Origin of the sequence: Glutamicibacter sp. BW77 (assembly GCF_002332285.1) — a bacterium.
In the GTDB taxonomy this organism is placed as follows: domain Bacteria; phylum Actinomycetota; class Actinomycetes; order Actinomycetales; family Micrococcaceae; genus Glutamicibacter; species Glutamicibacter bergerei.
The window spans coordinates 1-22,997 of record NZ_NRGT01000061.1 but is presented as its reverse complement, the minus strand read 5'-3'; the positions used below and the strand labels follow the sequence as shown (position 1 = coordinate 22,997).

Annotated in this window: 21 protein-coding genes, 2 tRNA genes and 1 rRNA gene; 11 read left to right on the top strand and 13 right to left on the bottom strand. The window is 55.3% G+C overall.

What is annotated here, in order from left to right; genetic code table 11:
• Positions 1–37 precede the first annotated feature (37 nt).
• Positions 38–658 carry a DUF3027 domain-containing protein gene (locus tag CIK74_RS10065; RefSeq protein WP_096256084.1) on the bottom strand — a complete coding sequence of 207 codons (621 nt, stop codon included), beginning with the start codon at positions 656–658 and terminating at the stop codon, positions 38–40.
• A 3-nt stretch (positions 659–661) separates the two neighbouring features.
• A complete protein-coding gene (locus CIK74_RS10060; RefSeq protein ID WP_096256082.1) occupies positions 662–1,045 on the bottom strand; it encodes a cold-shock protein in 384 nt (127 codons plus the stop codon).
• Positions 1,046–1,285: 240 nt separating this feature from the next.
• Here CIK74_RS10060 and CIK74_RS10055 point away from each other — a divergent pair, with 240 nt between their 5' ends.
• The 5 genes from CIK74_RS10055 (at position 1,286) to CIK74_RS10035 (ending at position 5,168) form a co-directional block, all read left to right on the top strand.
• A complete protein-coding gene (locus CIK74_RS10055; RefSeq protein WP_096256080.1) occupies positions 1,286–1,504 on the top strand; it encodes a hypothetical protein in 219 nt (72 codons plus the stop codon).
• A 58-nt stretch (positions 1,505–1,562) separates the two neighbouring features.
• The gene (locus tag CIK74_RS10050; RefSeq protein WP_096256078.1) at positions 1,563–2,270 is read left to right on the top strand and encodes a response regulator transcription factor; all 708 of its coding nucleotides are present in this window, start codon (positions 1,563–1,565) and stop codon (positions 2,268–2,270) included.
• Positions 2,271–2,313: 43 nt separating this feature from the next.
• Complete coding sequence (locus CIK74_RS10045; RefSeq protein ID WP_096256076.1) at positions 2,314–3,843, top strand: HAMP domain-containing sensor histidine kinase; 1,530 nt, start codon at positions 2,314–2,316, stop codon at positions 3,841–3,843.
• Positions 3,844–3,953: 110 nt separating this feature from the next.
• Positions 3,954–4,244 (top strand): WXG100 family type VII secretion target, encoded by a 291-nt coding sequence (locus CIK74_RS10040; RefSeq protein ID WP_096256074.1) that lies wholly within the window; start codon positions 3,954–3,956, stop codon positions 4,242–4,244.
• Positions 4,245–4,277: 33 nt separating this feature from the next.
• Entirely contained in the window at positions 4,278–5,168 is an 891-nt protein-coding gene (locus CIK74_RS10035) for a DUF4031 domain-containing protein (RefSeq protein ID WP_096256072.1), read from the top strand.
• 114 nt (positions 5,169–5,282) lie between these two features.
• On the opposite strand, the gene groL is transcribed toward CIK74_RS10035, so the two are convergent.
• The 3 genes from groL to CIK74_RS10020 all read right to left on the bottom strand — a co-directional run bounded on the left by groL (position 5,283) and on the right by CIK74_RS10020 (position 8,148).
• The gene (groL, locus tag CIK74_RS10030) at positions 5,283–6,920 is read right to left on the bottom strand and encodes a chaperonin GroEL (protein WP_096256070.1); all 1,638 of its coding nucleotides are present in this window, start codon (positions 6,918–6,920) and stop codon (positions 5,283–5,285) included.
• A 289-nt stretch (positions 6,921–7,209) separates the two neighbouring features.
• A complete protein-coding gene (locus CIK74_RS10025; protein ID WP_096256068.1) occupies positions 7,210–7,812 on the bottom strand; it encodes a LytR C-terminal domain-containing protein in 603 nt (200 codons plus the stop codon).
• A 45-nt stretch (positions 7,813–7,857) separates the two neighbouring features.
• Positions 7,858–8,148 (bottom strand): DUF3263 domain-containing protein, encoded by a 291-nt coding sequence (locus CIK74_RS10020; RefSeq protein ID WP_096256066.1) that lies wholly within the window; start codon positions 8,146–8,148, stop codon positions 7,858–7,860.
• 154 nt (positions 8,149–8,302) lie between these two features.
• Here CIK74_RS10020 and CIK74_RS10015 point away from each other — a divergent pair, with 154 nt between their 5' ends.
• Positions 8,303–9,076 carry a uracil-DNA glycosylase gene (locus CIK74_RS10015; protein ID WP_096256064.1) on the top strand — a complete coding sequence of 258 codons (774 nt, stop codon included), beginning with the start codon at positions 8,303–8,305 and terminating at the stop codon, positions 9,074–9,076.
• Here CIK74_RS10015 and CIK74_RS10010 read toward each other — a convergent pair.
• Complete coding sequence (locus CIK74_RS10010; protein WP_229677002.1) at positions 9,073–10,743, bottom strand: threonine/serine exporter family protein; 1,671 nt, start codon at positions 10,741–10,743, stop codon at positions 9,073–9,075. The two genes, CIK74_RS10015 and CIK74_RS10010, sit on opposite strands and share 4 nt — an antisense overlap.
• A gap of 200 nt (positions 10,744–10,943) precedes the next feature.
• Here CIK74_RS10010 and CIK74_RS10005 point away from each other — a divergent pair, with 200 nt between their 5' ends.
• Positions 10,944–11,999: an Atu2307/SP_0267 family LLM class monooxygenase gene (locus CIK74_RS10005; RefSeq protein WP_096256062.1), complete on the top strand. Its 1,056-nt coding sequence runs from the start codon at positions 10,944–10,946 to the stop codon at positions 11,997–11,999.
• Positions 12,000–12,072: 73 nt separating this feature from the next.
• Here CIK74_RS10005 and CIK74_RS10000 read toward each other — a convergent pair.
• Positions 12,073–12,149 (bottom strand) — tRNA-Val (locus CIK74_RS10000).
• Positions 12,150–12,554: 405 nt separating this feature from the next.
• Here CIK74_RS10000 and CIK74_RS09995 point away from each other — a divergent pair.
• Positions 12,555–13,127: a hypothetical protein gene (locus CIK74_RS09995; RefSeq protein ID WP_096256060.1), complete on the top strand. Its 573-nt coding sequence runs from the start codon at positions 12,555–12,557 to the stop codon at positions 13,125–13,127.
• Here CIK74_RS09995 and CIK74_RS09990 read toward each other — a convergent pair.
• The 5 genes from CIK74_RS09990 to CIK74_RS09970 all read right to left on the bottom strand — a co-directional run bounded on the left by CIK74_RS09990 (position 13,124) and on the right by CIK74_RS09970 (position 18,112).
• Entirely contained in the window at positions 13,124–14,050 is a 927-nt protein-coding gene (locus CIK74_RS09990) for a hypothetical protein (RefSeq protein WP_096256058.1), read from the bottom strand. The genes CIK74_RS09995 and CIK74_RS09990 overlap by 4 nt on opposite strands.
• Before the next feature lie 2 nt (positions 14,051–14,052).
• On the bottom strand, positions 14,053–15,681 hold the full coding sequence (locus tag CIK74_RS09985; RefSeq protein WP_170947833.1) for an N-6 DNA methylase: 1,629 nt from the start codon (positions 15,679–15,681) through the stop codon (positions 14,053–14,055).
• Positions 15,682–15,858: 177 nt separating this feature from the next.
• Entirely contained in the window at positions 15,859–16,791 is a 933-nt protein-coding gene (locus CIK74_RS09980) for a DUF808 domain-containing protein (RefSeq protein ID WP_096256055.1), read from the bottom strand.
• A gap of 219 nt (positions 16,792–17,010) precedes the next feature.
• Positions 17,011–17,084 (bottom strand) — tRNA-Thr (locus tag CIK74_RS09975).
• A 161-nt stretch (positions 17,085–17,245) separates the two neighbouring features.
• Positions 17,246–18,112 carry a thioredoxin domain-containing protein gene (locus CIK74_RS09970; RefSeq protein WP_096256053.1) on the bottom strand — a complete coding sequence of 289 codons (867 nt, stop codon included), beginning with the start codon at positions 18,110–18,112 and terminating at the stop codon, positions 17,246–17,248.
• Positions 18,113–18,510: 398 nt separating this feature from the next.
• On the opposite strand from CIK74_RS09970, the gene CIK74_RS09965 reads away from it, so the two are divergent.
• The 3 genes from CIK74_RS09965 to ugpC all read left to right on the top strand — a co-directional run bounded on the left by CIK74_RS09965 (position 18,511) and on the right by ugpC (position 21,922).
• Positions 18,511–19,980 (top strand): trehalose-6-phosphate synthase, encoded by a 1,470-nt coding sequence (locus CIK74_RS09965; protein WP_096256052.1) that lies wholly within the window; start codon positions 18,511–18,513, stop codon positions 19,978–19,980.
• Positions 19,981–20,009: 29 nt separating this feature from the next.
• Positions 20,010–20,792 (top strand): trehalose-phosphatase, encoded by a 783-nt coding sequence (gene otsB, locus CIK74_RS09960; protein ID WP_170947831.1) that lies wholly within the window; start codon positions 20,010–20,012, stop codon positions 20,790–20,792.
• Positions 20,793–20,857: 65 nt separating this feature from the next.
• On the top strand, positions 20,858–21,922 hold the full coding sequence (ugpC, locus tag CIK74_RS09955; protein WP_096256049.1) for a sn-glycerol-3-phosphate ABC transporter ATP-binding protein UgpC: 1,065 nt from the start codon (positions 20,858–20,860) through the stop codon (positions 21,920–21,922).
• Between the two features lie 131 nt (positions 21,923–22,053).
• On the opposite strand, the gene rrf is transcribed toward ugpC, so the two are convergent.
• Positions 22,054–22,170 (bottom strand): 5S ribosomal RNA (gene rrf / locus CIK74_RS09950).
• Positions 22,171–22,997 lie beyond the last annotated feature (827 nt).

Genomic DNA, 22,997 nt, shown 5'->3' with positions numbered 1-22,997 from the left:
TTCATCCGCGGACCGTTGTGTAATGCCTCGGTTTTGTTCAGTCCAAGTTGTCTTTACGTGGACGACTGCGCTGCGCTGCGCGGCGACGAGCAGCAGTGCGCTGTGCTGTACGACGTCGACGGACCTGACGTCGCGCAGGTGTCTTGATGCTCTCCACAACATTTGCTTCAGCAGGCGCAGTCGACTCTTGCTGCGTAGCACCGTCAGCTGATTCCTCGAAACCGCTCTCCACTGGTTCGTTGGTAGCTGCCGAATTCTTTTCAGTAGACGCGCTCGGTTGCCCATCGAGGCTTCCCTGACCGGATTCATCCGTCGCGCTGTCAGCCTCGGCTGCTTCGATTTCTTCCTTTGCTAATCGATCTGCCCAAGGCAACCATGCTGGAGCGAGAAGAGCGTCTTCGCCGGCAACAATGCCTGCTTCACAAACGGTGAGATCTTTGGCTTTCGCCCGTGGCACCCGTGCGAGTGTCGCGAACCACGTCCAGCCTCGGTAACCCTTTTTCTGGGAGACAAATCTATGGGTGACTAATTGCTCACCTTCGGACGTAGCTCCGAGATACTCACCGATTTCCGTGTCTACCGCGATCTCCGTGAGCGCATTTCGCGCTACATCAACCGCGTCAGCAAGGATGGTGTCTAATTTGGGTTTACGGGCCATTATTTAAACGTCCAGATCATCGGCTACCGCGCGAAGCACGGTAGCAACCTTTTTGCCATGCGCTTGTTCAGGGTATCGCCCCTTGCGCAGGGTATTAGATACTTGATCAAGGACCTTGATCAGATCCTCAATCATTGTGGCTTGCTGCTCCGGGTTTTTGCGCTTTGCTCGCGCTACCGAAGGAGCTTCATCCAAGATACGCAGGCTCAGCGCCTGCGGTCCTCGACGACCTTCTGCCACTCCGAACTCCAAACGCATTCCTGGGCGCAGGTCATGAACACCTTCCGGCAGTGCCGTGGCGTTCACATATATTTCTTTGCCGTCCTCGGTAGTAATGAAACCGAAGCCCTTGGACTTTTCGTACCACTTAACCTTGCCGCTAGGCATGATCCTCTACCTCGTTCGTTTCTCGTGCTGTAGCGCGTACTGTGCAATTTACCTCACGTCACGCTTTTTTATGTCTCCGAATCCATGGAGCATTCAGCCGGGTTAACAATTGTTCGTTCACCGGGTGCTCGACGTACGGATTCGAATAAAGTCCAATACCTAAGATTATGACACTTTGACGCCCGTAACTTCACCTTGAGTCACGGGAGCGGCTTCAGATCTGCTGTATCGTTAAGAGGCGTGAGCTCTTCTTCGATTACCTTGTCCGTCATTTCGCGCACAGCTATCGTTCTTGCGATACTTTCGGCGCTATCGCTGGTGGCGGTATTAGTTTTGTACTTCCAGGAAAATTCCATCCCGCCGCTAGTCATGGCGTTCGGCATTTTTGGTCTACCCATCGCTTTCATCTTGGCCGGTGTCGTAGTGGTGGCAAACATCCTTAAGCGGCGCAGCAGCTAATCACGGCACTCAGTTTGCTCTCAGGCGACTCCCAGATTTCCGGTGCACACTGGGATTTATGAGTGCAAAAACCCCAGAGGCCAAACTTCTTGTTGTGGATGATGAGCCAAACATCCGCGAACTCCTTTCCACTTCCCTGCGTTTTGCGGGCTTCGAAGTGGTCGCCGCAGCCAATGGTCGCGAAGCTCTGGCAGCCGTCGAAGCAGAAGAGCCAGACCTTGCCGTATTAGACGTCATGCTTCCGGACATGGATGGTTTTACCATCACCCGCAAGCTACGCGCCGCGGGGCGTCACTTCCCAGTACTATTTCTGACCGCACGTGATGACACCACTGACAAGGTCACCGGCCTGACCGTCGGCGGCGATGACTACGTCACCAAGCCATTTAGCCTCGATGAGGTAGTGGCCCGCATTCGTGCCGTATTACGTCGCACCGCGTCGGGCGAAGACGAGAATGCCACCATCGTGGTTTCAGATCTAGAGCTTGATGATGATGCCCATGAAGTACGTCGCGCGGGAGAGGTCATTGACCTTTCGCCGACCGAATTCAAATTATTGCGCTACCTCATGATGAACCCGAACCGGGTGCTGTCCAAGTCGCAGATCCTGGATCACGTCTGGGAGTACGACTTCAACGGTGACGCGTCGATTGTGGAATCTTACATCTCCTATTTGCGTCGTAAAGTTGACCGCCCAGAGTGGCCCGCCCTGATTCAGACTAAGCGCGGCGTTGGTTACCTCATGCGCACTCCCGACCGACGCTAGGCACAATGCCCACTTGCGGCCCAACGGATTGTAAAGTCATTACATGCAGGCTTTAAGAACACTGTGGCGTCGTACATCCTTGCGCACCAAATTGGTGATGCTGATGTGCGCCTTGATGATTTGTGGCATCGGCGCCACAGCGTTCGGTTCAGCACACACACTTCGTATTTCGATGACTAATCAAATCGATGATCAGCTCAATGTCTCGGGACCCACGATGGGATACGGCCTGAATAAGGCCTACCAGTATTCCTTGGATAATGATCAGTCCGGAGAAAACGACGGCATTGATCCGACTTTGCTCGGGCTCAACCGCTCGTACGCTGATATTCGTGATGAAAACGGCAAAATCGTTTACATCATGCCACGTAGTCGCGTTACCCCCGGAAACAACGCTGACACTCCCTTGTTGGCACCGGAGCAAATGGCTGAATTAGCCAAAACCCCCTGGTCCCCCGTCACCGTCCCGGGTATGCATTCGGGTTCCGCAGGGTGGCGCGCGATGGTAGTTCCGCTGCCCACCAGCGGATTAAATGTTTTTATCTCCTTACCCCTTGAAAACGTCAATGATACGGTCCAAAAAACCGCAATTCTCGTTTTATCCACCGGCCTGCTTGCCACATTACTCATGTCAATGATCACCTATGGTCTGACTTCGCGATCACTGCTTCCACTCATTCGCGTTGAGCGTACCGCCGCAATGATTGCCGACGGTGATCTGTCCCAACGTGTACGAAATTACCCTCCAGAAACAGAAGTCGGCAGGCTCTCGCGTTCATTGAATGCCATGCTTGCGCAAATTGAGCGAGCCTTCCGCGACCGCGAGGCCTCGGAAACCAAAATGCGCCGGTTCATCCAAGATGCTTCTCATGAGTTGCGGACTCCCTTGGTTACCATTCAGGGCTATTCGGAGTTCTATCGTCATGGAGGACTGGCAGATCCAGAAGCCTTGGGCTCGGCTATGGGCCGCATTGAAGCTGAATCCAAACGCATGGCGCACCTGGTCGAAGATCTGTTGATGCTCGCTCGTCTCGATGAACAGCGCCCACTGGAAAAACAATCTGTAGACCTCTTAGTTCTCGGCCAGGACGCTGTGGAAGACACCAAGGTCCGTGCACCGCTGCGCAAGGTGACCCTGGTCGGTCTAGACACGAAATATCCAGCGCCTGCCAGCACCGTCGGTGACGACGCACGAATCCGCCAGGTAATCGCAAACCTGATCACCAATGCGCTGCGCTACACCCCGGAAGAATCAGCGATTGAGATCGCGGTGGGTGTTCGTTCGCTCGTGGCCGGTGCATTAGACGCGGTACTTGAAATTCGTGACCATGGGCCGGGTATTCCGGAAGAGGACGCACACCGGATCTTCGAACGCTTCTACCGAGCAGACAGCTCACGACAACGCGAGACCGGCGGCTCGGGTCTTGGCCTAGCTATAGTCGTGGCGATCGTGCAGCAACACGGTGGCTCGGTAGCGCTCAGCGAAACTGCTGGAGGCGGAGCCACTATGGCGATCTGCTTGCCATACGTGCCACTCCAAGAACCTCGCGAAATTGACGAGGACGACCAGTAGGAATCAACGGCTCCTAGTTGTCCACAAAGGGCTCATGAAAGCTACGCTGCTGCTCCTGCCGGATTTATGGTGATCTCACCAATCCGATCTCCCCAAAGGCAGGATCTCCCATGAGCACCTTCTCAACCAACACCGGCGAAATGCAGGTCAAGTCCCAGGCTGTCATGAACACCATCGACCGATTGCGGTCCGAAGTCTCCACGATGCAGATGAACTTAGACCAATTGCAGAGCACCTGGCAGGGTTCTGCCGCCACCTCGTTCCAATCCATCGTTGCCGAGTGGCGCAGCACTCATGTACGCATCGAGGAAGCGCTAAGTAGCATCGCCACGGCGCTGAACCACGCCTCCATGCAGTACGAAGAAGTCGAACAGGTTAACACCTCACTGTTCCGTTACTGATCGGTGTAGGCGGACGCTCGGTACGCTTAGTCCATGAGCTTATTGATCGACCCGCCGCGCTGGCCCGCTCACGGCACCGTCTTTTCCCATTTGGTCTCTGACTCGTCCTTAGAGGAGCTACATCAATTCGCCCTCGCACTGGGCATTAGTCGCAGGGCCTTCGATAGGGATCATTACGATGTGCCCCGCGAACGCTATGCCGAAATTGTCGCCGCGGGTGCTCACGAGGTCAGCGGTGGAGAACTTGCTCGGGCGCTCGCGCGCTCGGGACTGCGGATAGCCGCACGCTTGCGTCCGGAACGGCTGGACCCGGCCTTGCGTAAACGCTGGGAACGCACTTTTCCCGGGCAATCTGAACTTGCGACGGCTCTTTTATCCAAATGGAGTCAGGAACATCGTTATTATCACGATCGTGTGCATCTGCTCGCCGTACTTGAAGCACTAGATTCGCTGTGTGGTACGCAGGTCTCGGAGCAGGACCGGCAAATACTCGAATTAGCCGCATGGTTTCACGACGCGGTTTATGAAGGTCAGAGCACCGACGAGCAGGACTCGGCGCAGCTCGCAGGTCAATGCTTGCAAGGTCTCTTGCCCGACCACACGGTGGCTTCAATTCAACGGCTGATTATGCTGACCAGCACCCACCAGCCGCAGGCTGGGGACCTGCTCGGCGCGCTACTGTGCGACGCAGATTTAGAAGTTCTGGCTCGCCCTGCAACCGCCTATCAGCGTTATACGCAGGCCGTTCGGGCCGAGTACGCTCACGTGTCGGAGCCAGACTTCGCCCGTGGTCGGTCCAAGATACTTCGTGAGTTACTCGACAAGGACCAGTTGTTCGGCACTGCACAGGCCCGGCAGCGTTGGGAAAGTGTTGCACGCAGTAATTTGTCCGCTGAACTGGAACAGTTGTCCACACAGTTCTAACTACGCGCCGACCGAGATGTCGGGGTTAACGGCCCGAGGGCCTGCTTCATAATGAAGCAGGCCCTCGGGTTTGCTAGTACCGCCTGAGCGGTCGCTCAGCGAGGTGCGGGGAGCTTAGAAGCCGCCCATACCGCCCATGCCACCCATGTCGTCGCCACCTGGCATGGCAGCGCCAGCAGGAGCTGGCTTATCTGCAACGACTGCCTCGGTGGTCAAGAACAAGCCAGCGATCGACGCAGCGTTCTGCAGAGCCGAACGGGTCACCTTCACTGGGTCGTTCACGCCTGCTTCAAGCAGGTCGACGTACTGGCCGGTTGCGGCGTTCAGGCCATGGCCTGCTGGCAAGCCCTTGACCTTGTCGGCGACAACGCCTGGCTCCATGCCAGCGTTCAGTGCGATCTGCTTCAGTGGGGCTTCGATGCCAACGCGAACAATGTTCGCACCGGTGGCTTCGTCGCCTTCCAGCTCAAGCTTTGCAAACGCTAGGGCGCCAGCCTGGATCAGAGCCACGCCGCCGCCGGCGACGATGCCCTCTTCAACTGCTGCCTTGGCGTTACGCACTGCATCTTCGATGCGGTGCTTGCGCTCCTTGAGCTCCACCTCGGTTGCGGCGCCGGCCTTGAGCACAGCGACACCACCGGAAAGCTTTGCGTGACGTTCCTGCAGCTTCTCGCGGTCGTAGTCCGAGTCGGTGTTCTTGATCTCGGCTGCGATCTGAGCCTTGCGGCCTTCGATGGCGTCGGCGTCGCCGCCGCCTTCAACGATGGTGGTCTCGTCCTTGGTGATAACGACCTTGCGGGCGGTACCCAGAACTTCGAGGCCAACGGTGTCTAGCGACAGACCGATTTCCTCGGAAACAACCTGACCACCGGTGAGCAGTGCGATGTCGGTCAGCATAGCCTTGCGACGGTCGCCGAAGCCCGGAGCCTTGACGGCAACGGATTTGAACAGACCACGGATCTTGTTCAAGATCAGGGTAGCCAGTGCTTCGCCTTCAACGTCTTCGGCGATGATCAGCAGCGACTTGTTCGACTGCATGACCTTCTCCAGCAAGGAAACCATGTCCTTGACCGAGGAGATCTTCGAATTGACGATCAGGATGTAAGGATCTTCCAGCACGGTCTCCTGACGCTCAGCGTCGGTGACGAAGTATGCGGAGATGTAACCCTTGTCGAAGCGCATGCCCTCGGCCAGCTCCAGCTCAAGGCCGAAGGTGTTGGACTCTTCAACGGTGATAACGCCCTGCTCGCCGACCTTGTCCAGTGCTTCGGCGATCAATGCGCCGATTTCTGGATCGCCAGCGGAGATCGAAGCGGTAGCAGCGATCTGCTCCTTGGATTCGATCTTCTTTGCAGCGGCAAGCAGCTCTGCGGTGACGGCTTCTACTGCCTTGTCGATACCGCGGCGCAATGCGATTGGGTCGGCGCCGGCAGCAACGTTGCGCAGGCCTTCCTTGACCAGAGCCTGAGCGAGCACGGTTGCGGTGGTGGTGCCGTCACCGGCGACGTCGTCAGTCTTCTTGGCTACTTCTTTGACGAGCTCGGCGCCGATCTTCTCGTATGGATCTTCGAGCTCGATTTCCTTGGCGATGGACACACCGTCGTTGGTGATAGTAGGTGCGCCCCACTTCTTCTCCAGAACAACGTTGCGACCGCGTGGGCCTAGGGTTACCTTTACGGCGTCCGCCAGAATGTTCAGGCCGCGCTCAAGTCCGCGGCGTGCTTCCTCGTCAAATGCAATCATCTTGGCCATAGTGGCTTTCGGTCCTTTCGGGACGATCTTGCGAAAATGCAACCGACAGACAGCGCCCGCGACGGACGAGCGCACCGGTATCGGCATCGGGCCGACAACCAAGATGAGCTCTCGCTATCTGAGGTATTCTTCACGCTCCGTGCGTTAACAAACCGCGAGGGTCGAAAGGGTTCGATTTTAAAACGAACAGCCGATCGGCATTAGCAGTCGTAACGCATGAGTGCTAATACAAATATTGGCACTCTCGCATGGCGAGTGCAAGCTGATCGGCTGTGAGCGAAGCGAAATATTACTTGGAGTTCAACGTATCGTCGGCACCAAGGACCACCGTGACGCGGTTAGGAATGTTCTGAGTCTGCAAAACCTCGTCGATACCTAAGACCTCGGCGGCTTTTTCTGCGGTGGTCCGGTAGGCCTCGGACATGTAATAGACGGTCGAGGTTTCCGCATCTCGGGTCCAATTATCCGTCACGATGTTCGTAAATTCGGCCTCAGTCAACAATTCTTCACCTGCACCGGCTGTGCCTGCAATACTCGCACCGTTGTACACGCCAATGAGCTGACCGTACAACACGTCCGCATCATCAATGGTGCTTGAGGGGGTAGCGCTTTCGGAAGGTTCGGCGCTAAGACTTTGCGAAGTTTCGGTTGCTGTCGCTTCGGTATTCTGCGTCGATTCGGAACCGCTGAGACGATCGGCGATACTCGGACCGTAGAAGAAGCCCACACCACCGATGAGCAACACCGCAATTGCGGTCAGGACTACCCAACGAAGCTTGCTGTCCTTGCCCTTGGCGGCGGCAGACTGCGCCCATCCATGGGCATGATGCGACCCCACACGGGTACTAAACTCCGGAACGCGATCGAATTCGTCACGTGGGTAGTTGGTCATTCTTGTCCTTGCTCGAGGTCTGGCTGGCCGAGGCCGGCTAAGAACTTAACGTTCTCCGCCGACGGTACCGCTCACACGACGCTTGGTAGATCGAAGTCTACGCAACCGCTTTACCAGCATTGGGTCGTAGGCCATCGCCGCGTCCGTGTCGATCAGCTGGTTGAGCAACTGATAGTAGTTCGTCGGCGAAATTGAGAACTGCTTAGTGATGGCCTGTTCCTTGGCTCCGGCATATTTCCACCACAGTTTTTCCATGTTCAAGATTTGCTGTGAACGCTCATCGAGCTCTGAGTCGGGATTCATTACAAAATCCACCAAAACCTCATTGCCTGCCATGCGTCTCACCTCTTCCTTGAACACCGATTAGTCGGGCCTCTTTATGCTTTCATATCCACACATGGTGGACACACCACCGATATTCTAACCAATCAATGAACTCGATGCCGTGTAACGCGGCACAACCGCGCCGAAAACGGGCAGAATAGTTGTTATGAACAACCAACAGCCAGCGCTCTTTGAGGCTCCCGCCGCTCAGCCTCTCCCGGAGTATTCAGCCGCTGACTTCCCGTTCTATTTTGGCGCAAAATCACTAGCCAGCAACGGGTTTATCGCAGAGGACTGGGTATCGACATTGGAGCCGCTTGATGGCGTGTTGCAGGATATAGCCCAACAATTAGCGCTGCGTTCGCAGGCGGGCGAGCAGATCCTGCCGGCCCCAGAGGTGATGTTGCGCGCACTGTTGCTTCCCCTAGCCAAAACCAAAGTTCTGATTATCGGCCAAGACCCTTATCCGACCCCAGGACATGCAAATGGTTTGGCCTTCGCCGCTGAGAAAAATGTTCGGCCGCTGCCTCGCAGTTTACGAAATATCTATAAGGAGCTCAGCTCCGACCTCGCGGTGCCCGAAGCCCCACATCCGGACCTCAGCCCCTGGCACGAGCAAGGGGTCTTGTTACTCAATCAGGTTTTCTCGGTGACCGCCGGGCAGGCAGGAAGCCATCAAAAGCTTGGTTGGACACCGGTTGTCGAAGCGATTATTGGCGCCCTCAATTCACGCAAAAATCCGGTAGTCGCCGTTCTCTGGGGAGCCCACGCGCAAAAACTGAGTCCACTGATGGGCAATATGCCGCACGTGCACAGCGTCCACCCTTCTCCGTTATCGGCCAGCCGGGGCTTCTTTGGTTCAAAACCCTTCTCTCAAATCAATAGGCACCTGACCGATTCTGGTCAGGCGCCTATCAATTGGAAGTTACCGACCGTCTAACGGCGGCGGATCCAGCGACGTTCACGTCGAGCATTTGAGGTCAAAGGCCGACAGAGCGTATCGCCGAAAACCACGCCGCCGGCGATAGACAGCATGATGGCAAATGCGTTGAACATCTCCACCAAACTAGAGAACATATCTTCCACATCGAAAACGATGCCGTACATTGCACGGAATATCATCAGGCCTGGAAGCATGAACATGACAGCAGGCGCTGCAATCACTAGCTGCGGTGAGCGTAACTTGTCCGCCAAGAAACGCGCCGCAAAACCGATGACTGTCGCCACGACGGCCGGCGTAGCTCGAGAGCCCAATCCGATTTGTTCGGCCAACAACAAGACGAGGTAGCCGCCCACAGCTAACAACGCAGTAGGGATCAGCAGCCGCTTCGCGGTCTGCTCGGTCACCGCACCGGCAAGGATAGCCACTGCTACTAAACCAACAAGCATCCATGTTGGATAGTTGATTGCAACGATCCGGTGAACGTCCACCTTGTCGCCTCCGAAGACCGAAGAGACAACCAAGGCTGATGAAATTCCCGACAAGATGGCCGTATAGGTCAACCCGGCGGAAAATAGGCGCCCGACGGCCGTCACGGGGAACCCATTGATCGCATCTTGTAGCGCCGAGACAAATCTGCCCGAAGGCAAGAGCAACAAGATACCACCGGAAACGACCAACGCAGGGTCCAGCGGGGCGTGCACTCGGTGGCTTAGCAGCGCAATGACGGTCACGGTAAAGGTTGCAGTGGCGACGGAGAAGAACTCCGGAACGCGCCAGCGTGAGCCATAGCGCCCGATCTGCGAGATCAACCACGATGAGGCCATCGCGACCAGGGCGCCAAGCCACGAACCACCAATGAAGAGCACAAAGGCTGCCGCGAATATCGACTGTCCCGAGGCCACAACCCAGCGTGGGAACGGTTTCGGTTTCCGCGTAATTGCTTTCAGCTGTTTAGCCGAAGAAGTCCGTGACACACCGCCGGCAATAATATCCGAGACCAACTCGTGAACCATCACAAGACCCGCATAGTTGGTGGTGTAGGAACGCACCACGCGCAAAATCGAATAGCTTTCAGCGTCCGGTGGGCTGTAGTTCAGGTGTAACGACTGGTTAGTGATATCAACATCTAGATGACTAAGCCCCAGGGCGGCGGTTACCGCGATGATGCTGGTTTCGACTTCCAGTGCACCAGCACCATAACGAATCAGCGTTTCGCCGAGATCTAGGGCGAATTCCATGGTCCGTCGGGCCGATGCATCTTGATCGACGTTCACCTTTGGATTGGCGTACGGGGTTCCGCGTAACCGGTCAACCACTTTCAGAGCTTCGGTTGGTGGTGTATCTGAAATCCACATTTTTGCCAACAGACGACGTGCTACCGGGTTGGCGCGCGTTGGCATTAACGTGATGCCGTCATCCGAGGTAAGAACCTGACCGGTGCGTGACTCGATATCGGTAGCGTCAGCTGCCGCGACGCTTGCACTTACTGCGGTATTTAACGGAAGCTCTGAAGCCATCGTCGTCTCAACGGACACCGTTTCTGGTAGGTGTCCCATGTTGATTTCGCTCGTCAAAATACGAGGCAGCGACCCGGCCAATGGCGATGGATCTTCTCCCGCATCTTTCGACTCCACGGACTTCTCGCCATGGTCTTGCTGCGCCACGAATCACTCCCCCTGAGGCTCTTGTTTTACTCGTATTCCTCACGATACAACCATGGCCTGTCAACCGGCAGAGAGGAACCCCCATCGACTGAGTATCCCTGAACACATCTGTCATTTTTTGTTCTCGGAAATAAAATTTGACTCCAGCGAGTTACCTAATTAGATGCAATTGCATGAATTTTTTGGAGAAGAGGAAAGTCATGACTTCTGTCGCACCGACGCCAGAGACGCCCGAGATTGGCGTGGAAACCTTCGGCGATATCACCGAAGACTTACAGGGCAGATCGCTGTCCCATGCACAGGTAATCCGCAACGTCATAGTCGAAGGTCAGCGGGCCGAGCAGGTTGGACTGGATTTCTTTGGCATAGGCGAACACCACCGCGATGACTATTCAGTGTCGGCTCCGGAAATTGTTCTCGCCGCTCTGGCTCAAGCCACCGAAAAAATCCGTTTGGGAACCGCGGTGACCGTCCTGTCGAGTGACGACCCAGTACGCGTCTACGAACGATTTGCAACCTTGGACGCCATTTCCCATGGCCGTACCGAAATCATCGCAGGTCGAGGATCCTTCATCGAGTCGTTCCCGCTTTTCGGGCTCAACCTTGATGACTACGAATCGCTCTTCGAAGAAAAACTTGAACTCTTAGCAAAGGTCCGCACCGGCCTACCGGTGACCTGGGCCGGTGAGCATCGCACAGCACTTGAAGATCAAAAGCTCTACCCACTGCTAGAACAAGATCCAATCACCACCTGGGTTGGTGTTGGCGGTAGCCCACAGTCGGTAATTCGAGCCGCCCGGCACGGGTTGCCCTTATTCATGGCGATCATTGGCGGACAGCCGGCCGCCTTTGAACAACTTGTACAGCTCTATCACCGCGCATTGAAGCAGTTCGGACAGCCAACACAGCGGGTAGGCGCACACTTCCACGGGCTTGTCGCCCCGACCGACAAGGAAGCCTTGGAATTGTTGTGGCCGCACTACCAGCGCACCATGAACCGTTTGGGCGCAGAACGAGGATGGCCTCCTGCAAGCAAGATGCGCTTGGAGGCTTCCATGGGACTAGATGGATCCATGATGGCAGGTAGCCCACAGGCCGTGGCCACCAAAATGGCCAAGGTCGCCAAGACCTTAGGCCTCAGCCGGGTGGACATCAAGTATTCGGCAGGTTCGTTGCCACACGAGACGATGCTGGACAGCATCGAACTTCTTGGTCGGGAAGTCAAACCGCTCGTACACGAGATGCTCGCCAAGTAAACCCGAACAAAAGAACCCCGCACAAAGTAGAACGAGGAAGCCATCGCATTGATGCGGTGGCTTCCTCGTTCTTTGGTGGATCTTACTGGACTCGAACCAGCGACCTTTCGCGTGTGAGGCGAACGCTCTAACCAACTGAGCTAAAGATCCCTCTGCGCGCTGACCTGCCGGTCAAGCACCTAAACGATCTTAGCGGTCTTTGCCCAACGCACAAAATCGATTTCACCACCATAACCGTCCGGACTGCATTGTCGCTCCCAAATTATCGAGCACTGCCACACTAGTCAACTGAAAAAGAGCGGATGACAAGCACAAAAATATGGAGTCATTTCGTTTATCTAGATTTAACATTTTGGTCGCTTTTTTGGCTTGCTAAACAGCCCCGCTAAACCGCATAATTTTTCTAGCTCATCGAGCTCAAGCTGGGCCCTACAAGGAAGCTACCGGAACCCACCGGTACCGGTCCCCTGAAGGCCAACGAAATCCGCCGACCGGCATACCGCCACAAAGCAAAAGCCATATCTTTCGTTCGTCTTAGCCTTAGGACCGATCCCAGTGCACTCTTTCCTGCGCTATTCCCTCTCCACTTCCACACCACTTGGTGCTGCTCGTTCCGAACTGGAAAGCCTGTACCCAGTGATTGATGACCGCTGGAATCAGAAAATCGACCGTGCCCGTTATATTGTCTCGGTCTACGATTCACACCTGCTCATAGCTGCAGGAATCGTGCACGACTCGGTGATTGCACCGACTAGCGTCATGGGTGCGCTCGAGCTCGGTTGCATGAGTGTGCGTCCGGAGTACCGACGTCGAGGAATCCGTCAGCAGATCACCAAGCTACGTCTGGATTTTGTACTCAGAACCGGAAGCACCCCCATCACCGTCATTGACTCAGCTAATCCGGGATCTTGGGCTGCCTACGAACGGTCAGAGGTGTGGGAGCGCGAACGTAGCTTTGAATATCAGGGACAGGTCAAATATATTTACCGTGGTGTTCCAGCTCTAACGGAACTGACAGCTACTACATCCAATCTCGAATTGCCGATGCTGGCTGCACAAAGAAATTCCACTCCACTTCCCGCAGTGTGGGGCTTTGATGAGCCCAGTGAAGTCAAACAGATGAGCTAAAAGAGCGCTTCTTGTAGCTCGTCTACTGGGTCATGCCCTGGAAGCGGGGCAACTTCGCCGGCCCGGCGAGCGCGTGCTGCTTCATGCAGGTCGATGGGCGTGACCTTCAGGACTGTATCGACCATTGCATTCATGAACTGAGCGGTTCCAATATCATCCGGCACCGGGCTGTGCACAACTTTTACCTCGGGCTTCTCAGCATGGTCATCCCAGTCCACCAGTAAGAGTCCTGTGGCGCTGTATCCAAAGCCGTCACCGAAGTCGCGTAGTTTCCGGATCATATCAACGGTACGTCGGAATGCTGCCGGCTCGGAATCAAGGATCGTCGCGCGTTGCACGAAATAGAATCCGACGGCCGCCAGAGGGTAGCGGGCACGGAGGTTTGCCGCGTCTCCATAGGCTTCTTCGTATCGATTGGAGAGGTTCTTTCCAAATGAGGAAGTCATGGCCTTAGTGCTCAACAGCAGTTCTGGCCCGGTGGACCAATGGGTCATCACCACGTCGGTTTGTTTCATATAGGCGCGGCCTAGGATTCTTGCGTCGGTACTTCCTGCTTTACCTGCCAAGATCGCGTCATGTAGCTCCTCAGAGAGCCGTTCGGGTAATTTCCGCAGCAGTTCAAGAATGTCTGAGGAAAGCACCCGTGGTGCTTCGGCGCGTGGCCAGACTACATCTGCATCAAACCCAGCTCTGCGCAGTTCATGCGCTAACCAGGCGTCCACGCCTTGCGCGAAGCGTCCTGAGCGCGTTGCTGCTTTGGAACGCACCGGAATGCTCAATAACCGCTCTAAGGTCTCAAAGGACGGGTTAAACTCCTGGGTGACGGCCCCGTTGCGGATCCAGGGAGAATCTTTCGGTGCAGATAATAAAGTCGCATCATATTCTGCAAAGGCTAAGGTTTTTTCGACTGCGCCAGTTCCCACGCTTAGTTCTCCACTGCCTTCGCTCGTGACTTCCGTCGTTTTAACATGTCTTGGCGGGCTCCGTGTAGTGCATTGAGTGCCGCTTCATCTAAGCCCAGCATTTGACCCAGCACAATCTCGTCAACTAACGCAGTGGCTTCCTGCTTTTTACCTTGCTCCAGATAAGCACGAACGTCCTCTTTGATACTTAGCAACTGTTGCTCGTAGTGGGCCACAAGATGTGCCGCGGGCACCGGGAGCTTATCGGCTTCGCTCGGTTCCAGCTTCAAAATTCCTCCACCGTAGGAGCGTCCCACCATTTCGGCACCGAGCATCGTTAAGGTATTGAGCGAGGCTAAGGGCAGTAAGCCACGTCCCAACTCGCGCACTTCTGCGCCCAGGTACACGCCATGGATCGAGTTAATGTGGTGCACCCCCGCATGGTTAGTTGTCAGGCGAGGTGTGTCGGCATTCATATAGGTCATGAACAAGTCTGGAACTGACAGCAACGGGACCCTCCACCATGGGGTGCGCATCCGGCATTTGTAGGCTTGATCCACCAGATCTAGTTCGCCACTGTTAATCAGTTCTTCCCCGGCGGCGGAGGCCTCAGCCAAGGGACGGAACATCAAGGTCGACAGGCCGTGCTCACCCAAGCGTTGCCATTGGTCCTCGTTCAGCTCCAAACCACGAAGGTGCCGTGATCCAGGTGGCGAAATCTTCACTAGTTCAGCCTCGGTCAGGCCTAGCTCTTCGGCCCGTGCGGGGCTGAGCGTAAACCACTTGTTATTGCCGGTAACAGCGCCCAAGGATGTTTCGCCCCAGCTTTGGAGGTTGCTAAACGCTGCACTGGACAAGGCATGATTTAAGATCCCTTGCGCTTCAAGGGTCACCAGTGAGCCGGTCCACCGGTCGCTGGGTGAAGTTGGTGTGTGCTTGCTACCCTCGGTCAGTTGGGTCAGGTCATCGGCGTTACGGAATTGGTGCAAGCTAAAGGAAGCGCTAGAGCCACTGCGATATCCCTCGGCTAGTAGTAGCACCACTTCTTCTTGTGCATCAGCAAAGAGCCGCTGTTCAAAGACGGCTAGGTGCACATTTGCGAATCGTTCGAGCAACATAGCTCGAACCGGTCCCGCGTAGTTGACGAACATCAGTTCAGCTGGAAGAACTAAGGCGAGCCGTCCACCAGTTTTCAGAAAACTCGTAGCATGAACTACAAAGGCCGCCCAGACGGAGGCTAGCTCATTAAGCTCCACTCCGCTCCTTCGGGCGGCTTCACGTGAAAGCTGTCGCTGGGCACCGCGGTGCAATTGGTAACGCACGTAGGGTGGGTTGCCAATGACGGCATCCATATCTGCGGTGCCAGGGACATCAAAAAAGTTTGCGTGCCGAATTTTAGCCTGAGCGCCTTGCGCGTCCAGGAGTGCCCGTGCGGCGAGTACGGAAGCTTCGTGAAGTTCTACTCCCCAAAGTTCAACGTCGCCACGGCCGTCGTTGGTTACTTGATGTGCCGTGGTCAAAAATTGTGCTTCTCCGCAAGAGGGTTCAAGCACACGGCGGCCCTGCTCACCGAGCGCCCACTGGGCCATAAAACGGGCCACAGGTTCTGGGGTGAAATACGCGCCGCGCTCATGCCGGGCGGTATCTTTCACGCTACTATTTTTGCTCTTCAACACACATCGATCTTTCCATGGCCGGCAGACGTTTTAGCCAGTCAGCAACGGGGGTCATCCACCGGGCTCAGTCCCAGCGTGTTTCGCTGGCTCGCAGATGCACGGCGGGAAGGTTTCTCTCACCTTCTATTCTACGGGCAGGGATACAAAGACCGCTTAGTGCTTGGCGCGCAGCTTGTTGATGCCCACAACCACCAATGCAATCACGCAACCAATCAAGAATCCGGCGACACAGGAGAACGCGGTATTTGTCAGCCACCCCAAGACGGCACCTGCCGAACCTGTCGCGTCGTGAACCAAAAGTTCCATGTGGTGCACAAAACCATAGGGGGCATGCCACCCAAGTTCATCCATACCCACAAGGATCAGGTGACCACCAACCCACAACATGGCCACAACGCCGACCTTGCTCAAGATCGACATCACGATCGGCATACCCTTGACTAGGCCACGGCCTACCTTCTGCGAAAGCGTAGAAGTTTTTTGAGCCAGTTGTAGCCCAATATCGTCCATCTTAACTATTAGTCCCACCGCGCCATAGACGACTACCGTCATGAGAACGGCAATGACAATTAAGATCAATGCTCGATTCAGGAATGGTTCATGAGACACCTCGTTGAGCGAGATGACCATGATCTCCGCGGAGAGCACTAGGTCGGTGCGGACTGCGGAGCCAATAATTGCTTTCTCGTCCCGGCCACCGTCCTTGCCACCAGGGCTGTGATGCTTGATCACCCCCATGGCTTCGAGTAGCTTCTCGGCACCCTCAAAAACGAGATACGCTCCGCCGAGCATCAAAATAGGGGTCAGTGCCCACGGCGCAAACTGAGAAAGAATCAAGGCGACCGGCAAGATGATCAGGAGCTTATTCCGGATGGAACCTACCGCGATCTTCCAGATTATTGGAAGCTCGCGTTTAGGCGATAGACCCTTCACATACTGAGGTGTGACTGCGGCGTCGTCAATGACCACGCCTAGGGACTTAGTGCTCGCCTTCGCAGCTCCCAAGGCGATGTCATCTAATGATGCCGCGGTGACCTTTACTAGGGCTGCGACATCATCGAGAAGGGCTACGAGTCCACCGGCCATGCCAAACTCCTTGAATTGTTATGTTGTCTTTTGTCTTGCCATGTTCCAGCTATGGAAACAACAGCAGAACTCATCTGAAGTTTAGCGCCCTGAACGACAAAAAACCTGACTAAACCAAGCCTTTGCGGAATGCCCAGCGCACTGGCACCACGTGTCGAACGGGTAATGTGAAAAAGACCCTCGTCATCGTTCATTTCAAACGTTGACGAGGGTCATTCGAGCCCCCTATCGGATTCGAACCGATGACCTACGCTTTACAAGAGCGTTGCTCTGGCCAGCTGAGCTAAGGAGGCGTACTAAGTAAGAATATCCGAAGACTAGGCTCTACTGCGAATCGAGCGGCCGAGGGTGTTAACGCAAGCAAGGCAGCGCCTCACGAATGAGACACTACCTTGCGTTAGCGCAGGAAGTCGTTTAGCGAACTAGCTACTTACTGCCTGCTCTTTGCGTCTGTTTAGGCATTAGCTTTGATAGCCGATTCGACTGCTTCAACGAAGTCCTTCGAGGCAAGATCAACGCTCTTACCCTGGACGAAGATGCTCGGGGTGCCACCCACGCCTTCATTCTGCGCGGTCACTGTGGTCTTTTCAACGAAGGGACGGAAAGTCCCCTTATCGATGCAGCTCTTCACCGAGTCAGAGGCGCCGGCAGCAACCGCCATGTCAGAAAGCTCAGCATTCTTCAACTCACCCTGGTCATAATGCCCCCACAGTGCGGTAGCAAAGTCCAAGTAAGCCGCTGGGCTCTGGTCAGCAACACATGCCAAGGCGTTGGCACCGCGTGAAGAGAAGTTCGATGGTGAGCCACCGTCGAGGAATCCGACGTTGCGGTATTCCAAGGTGATCTTGCCATCGGCTAGCCACTGCTTGAGCTGTGGCCCATAAGTGCTTTCAAACTCTGCACAGTGAACGCAATTCGCATCTACGTACAAGGTGACGTTGACTGGTTCGCCCTTGCCCCCCACGGTCAGCTCGCTAGGTTCCGGGGTCGTAGGCCGATCATCTTTAAGAACAAGATTGGTGTTGTCGATCTTGATCCCGGAGGTATCTGCCACCGTGGTAGGTGAGGTCAGCAGGATGCCACCGGCAGCGTTACCACCCTGAGGAGCCGAACCAGTCGCGGAGATCTTCGCGTTGTTATTTTGCACGATGAGCACAACGACGAGCGCCACGACCACCACGACCGCTGCCAGCACACCGAGCTTAACCATCAATGATTTTCGCTTCTGAGCGGCAGCTTGAGTTGCCTGCATCTGCGCAGCCTTTTCGCGAGCGCTAGCGCTGCGCTCCGCTTTGGACGGACGCGAGTTGTTTGTCGACATAAGTTTGATTGTTCCTTGGCTCAACGGAAATACTGTAATCTGCCTTCAAGCTTAGCCAATGCAATGGCTCAAATACCCCGTAACCCGCACTTTTTCCAACCTTCACAGGATGCGCATAACATTCACCAACACAGTGCAAAGCCCCTTTCCTTTGTTATTTGAGACTTCAACCAAGTCATCGCAGATAGTTCATTATTCGTCGTGAGCATGGGTTAAAAGAGCAATAGGGAGCCTTGTCACGTACATTGAGTGGTAGAACACGGTTTCACCCGGATTCCAGACTTGATCCGAAAAACAAGGACAAAAGCGATGTTGGTTCACTAAGACCACCATTTGCTGATAACCGAAAAATCTGCGGTGTTTCCATTCGCAGTAGTTACGTGGCCAGGAGGTTTACGGTGGGCAATGAACTAACAGTCGCTAGCGAGAACAATCCCTACGATTTTGTGGTGGTAGCTAACCGGCTGCCGGTCGACAGGATTACGCTGCCCGATGGGACTCAAGGTTTTCAGCGTGCACCAGGCGGCTTAGTAACAGCGTTGGAACCCGTGATGGCCGCGTCCGAAGGTGCTTGGGTGGGCTGGCATGGCGGTATCGATGAAGAACTCGCCGAATTCGACAAAGACGATATTCATCTCGTCCCCGTTCCGCTCAGCGAACAAGACCTCAATCTCTACTACGAGGGGTTTTCAAACTCCACCCTCTGGCCGCTCTATCACGATGTTATTGTGCCACCGGAATACCACCGCACCTGGTGGGACCGGTATAAGAAGATCAACCAACGTTTTGCCGACGCAGTGGCTCGGACGGCCGCACAACACGCCACCGTGTGGGTCCACGATTATCAGCTGCAGCTAGTGCCACAGATGCTCCGCTTGGCCCGGCCAGATTTGAAGATTGGATTCTTCCTACATATTCCGTTCCCGGCCGCCAGCTTGTTCTCTCAGCTGCCATGGCGCACCCAGATCCTCGAAGGACTCGCAGGAGCCGATTTGGTTGGCTTCCAGCGTGAGACCGATGCCTCGAATTTCCTGCGCTGTCTACGCCGCTTCACCGACTACTCCACAAAGGGCCACGAAGCCACACCATCGGCCACACATGGAATTCAAAACTTGTGCAGGGCCGAAGCCCATCCAATTTCGATCGATACGAAAGAAATTGCGAAGCTTTCACGCGATCCACAGATTATTGCCCGGGCAGCGCAGATCCGCTTGGAATTGGGCAACCCAAAAACCATCATGCTCGGCGTAGACCGACTCGATTACACCAAAGGTATTCGGCACCGGCTCAAGGCCTATGGAGAGCTGCTCAACGATCAGTCGCTTCGCGCCGGAGATGTCTGCCTGATTCAGGTCGCCAGTCCGAGCCGTGAAAATGTCGGCTCGTATATGGAACTGCGTGACCAGGTAGAACTAATGGTCGGGCAGATCACCGGGCAGCACGATACCTTGAGCCACACGACCCTTCGCTATCTGCACCACTCCTACCCGCTGCGCGAAATGATCGCCTTGTACCTTGCCGCTGATGTACTGCTGGTCACGGCATTACGCGACGGCATGAACCTTGTCGCGAAGGAATTTGTGGCTGCGCATCAAGACGGACGAGGGGTCTTGGTGCTCTCGGAATATACCGGGGCAGCGGATCAGCTGACCCAGGCAGTGCTAGTGAACCCGCATGACATCGATGGGATGAAAGCGAAGATCATCGAAGCGGTCAAGATGGACCAAAATGAACAAGCCCGACGTATGCGACGAATGAACCGTCATCTGTTAGATAACGACGTCACGGGTTGGTCCGCACACTTCCTCGCAGAGCTGGCGGAAATCAATTCACGGGCAAACCAGATTAGCCCCAGCCCTACCCACTAAATACCACGCCTAGTTTGAACGGAACGATCGTGCCAAAACTTGCCCCGGAGCTCTATGCTGCGCTGTCCACCTTCGCAGGACATCGCAGAATTTTGGTCGCCCTAGATTTTGACGGAACACTTTCGCCACTAGTGGACCGACCAGAAGATGCCAGGCCAACCCCGCAGGCAGCTCAGGTTTTTGAGGAACTCTCACAACAATATGGTGTGCGAACTGCCGTGGTCTCAGGCCGAAACCTCGATTCACTCACCGAAGTTTATCCAGCTCCCCGCCCCGAGAACCTCATTGGTTCCCATGGCGCGGAGCGGCGAGTACCCTCCGTGTCCAGCGACTCCCCCGAACAGCCAGAACTGTCCGCATCACAACGCGCTAATCTCAAAGAATTGACCGCAAAACTCAGCGAAGTAGCGCAGCGGCATGAAGGGGTCAGCTTAGAATATAAGCCCTCGGCCACCGTACTTCACGTGCGTCAGGCACCCAGTATCGAGGTGGCCGACGCAGCTATCATCGAGGGGCAGCAAGCCCTTGCACATCTAGACGAACTACGTCTCATGGCAGGCAAATCGGTGTTAGAGGCTTCGGTTCATTCTGGTAACAAGGGACAGGCTTTGCAGTGGCTCCGTGAGGTCCTTGACGTAGATGCATTGCTTTTCATTGGCGACGATGTCACCGACGAAGATGGCTTTCGAATATTGAACCGCGAGGACCTCGGAATTAAGGTTGGCGAGGGTCCAACTCTGGCCGCACATCGTATCGAAACTCCAGAAATGTTGCCAGAACTTTTGGAATTTCTGCTTTCCATGCGAAACTAGAGTGTCCCATATCACTTTCACTATGGATCGTCGGGCACGTACCTGCCCGTGAAAGGATTGTCATCATGGCAACTGTGACCTTTGAAAAGGCCACCCGAATTTACCCGGGCGCACTTGTGCCCTCCGTCGATGCAATTGATTTGCAGATCGAAGACGGTGAATTCCTGGTATTAGTTGGCCCCTCGGGCTGTGGAAAATCAACCACCTTGCGAATGCTTGCTGGACTTGAGGAAGTTAACTCAGGGCGCATTCTCATTGGCGATAAGGACGTAACCAACGTTCCGCCTAAGGATCGCGATATTGCGATGGTCTTCCAAAACTATGCGCTTTACCCGCATATGACCGTCGCCGAAAATATGGGCTTTGCGCTCAAAATTGCAGGCATAGACAAGGAAGAGCGCAATAAGCGTGTCCTTGAAGCTGCAAAGCTACTGGATCTTGAACAGTATTTGAGTCGTAAGCCCAAAGCTCTCTCCGGTGGCCAACGTCAGCGCGTGGCCATGGGCCGTGCAATCGTTCGCTCCCCTCAGGTATTCCTCATGGATGAGCCACTGTCTAACCTCGACGCCAAGCTCCGCGTGCAGACCCGCGCGCAGATCGCCTCGCTGACCCGTCGCTTAGGCGTCACCACCGTGTACGTCACCCACGATCAGGTTGAAGCACTCACCATGGGCGATCGGGTTGCGGTTCTGAAAGACGGCGAAATTCAGCAGGTGGGAACACCACGCGAGCTTTACGATCGCCCGCAAAATGTTTTTGTTGCCGGATTTATCGGTTCGCCGGCAATGAACCTGGTAGAGCTGGAAGCTGCTAACGGACAGGTTCTCTTTGGCGACTCGTCCTTGCCAGTATTGGGCGCTCAGGGCGCAACAACCTTGGGCATTCGTCCCGAAGACCTGACGCTCGGTTCTTCCACGGAAGGCGTAGAGCTAATAGTGGATGTGGTTGAAGAGCTCGGTGCCGACGCATACGTTTACGGTACGGCGCACTTGGCTGGCAAAGACCAGACCATCGTGGTTCGAGTCAACGGCCGCACCCCACCGGCCCGTGGACAGAAACTGAACATCGTGCCCAAAGTTGAACACATGCATCTCTTTGATACCGAGTCGGGACTGCGTCTAGCAGACTGACCAACGGCAAAACAGCAAGCCCCGATCCAAAATACCTAAGGGGAATGGATCGGGGCTTGCTGTCACCGTCCGCAGGATCTAAGTTAAACATCGAGGGCCCCGAGATAATCTCGGGGCCCTCGGCAAAATATGCCCGGCGATGACCTACTCTCCCACACCCTCCCGAGTGCAGTACCATCGGCGCAGTGGGTCTTAGCTTCCGGGTTCGGTATGGGACCGGGCGTTTCCCCCACGCTATGATCGCCGTAACTCTAACCCTCACGGTTGAACCGTGGGAAAATTACAGTGTCATCCGCAGTTGCGATAACTCAATAACTATAACAGGAACCATGACGCTCGCGCCAATCGATTGGCGCCAATGACTAGTGTCCTTCGCCATACTTATTTGCTCACCGCTGCTGGCAATAATTGCCAGCTGACTTCAGTTGATATTCACTAAAAAGGCAAGCGCTGATGGGACGTGTAGACAAACCGCAACTCACCGAAGGTCGCCAGAACCGCGGAGGGGCCGAGCCAACCGCACCTACTGAAAGGCGCATGGCGCAACAGACGGTTCCACCCGATCATGGGCTTCTGGCAGCTCTCGTGAGTACGCAAAACACACAACGCTGCGTGCCCCTACGTTTCCATGCCGGCAGAACGCGCTGGCAGGGCCTGCTGTCGTGTCATCTACAACCAGTGCCGACAAACCGATCAGGCCGTTTGCCACATCTAGATAATTGAACTGAGTACGTCTCAGCGCGGTGATACTGGCACCTGAAAGTCGTCGGGCATCTCGACACGATAATTCATCGAGACATAGCCGCCGAGCCGTAAGACCACAGGCTCGTTGGCCTCATGGACCAGCTACTATCTGTTTCTAAAAAATACGGCCGATTGTGTTCGCCGATTCACTTTCCGAAGCTATCCAACCCTTCATTCACCTTGAGATGTGGCATGGAAGTTTCTGAATATGCTGCCGAATTCTTTTTGCCCTCACCCACTCTAACCGGTCAGCGGACGCTACCACATACCAAGTGAGGAACCAGGTCCTTTTAAACAGCACAAGGGCCCCAACCCCTCCAGGCAGAACCCC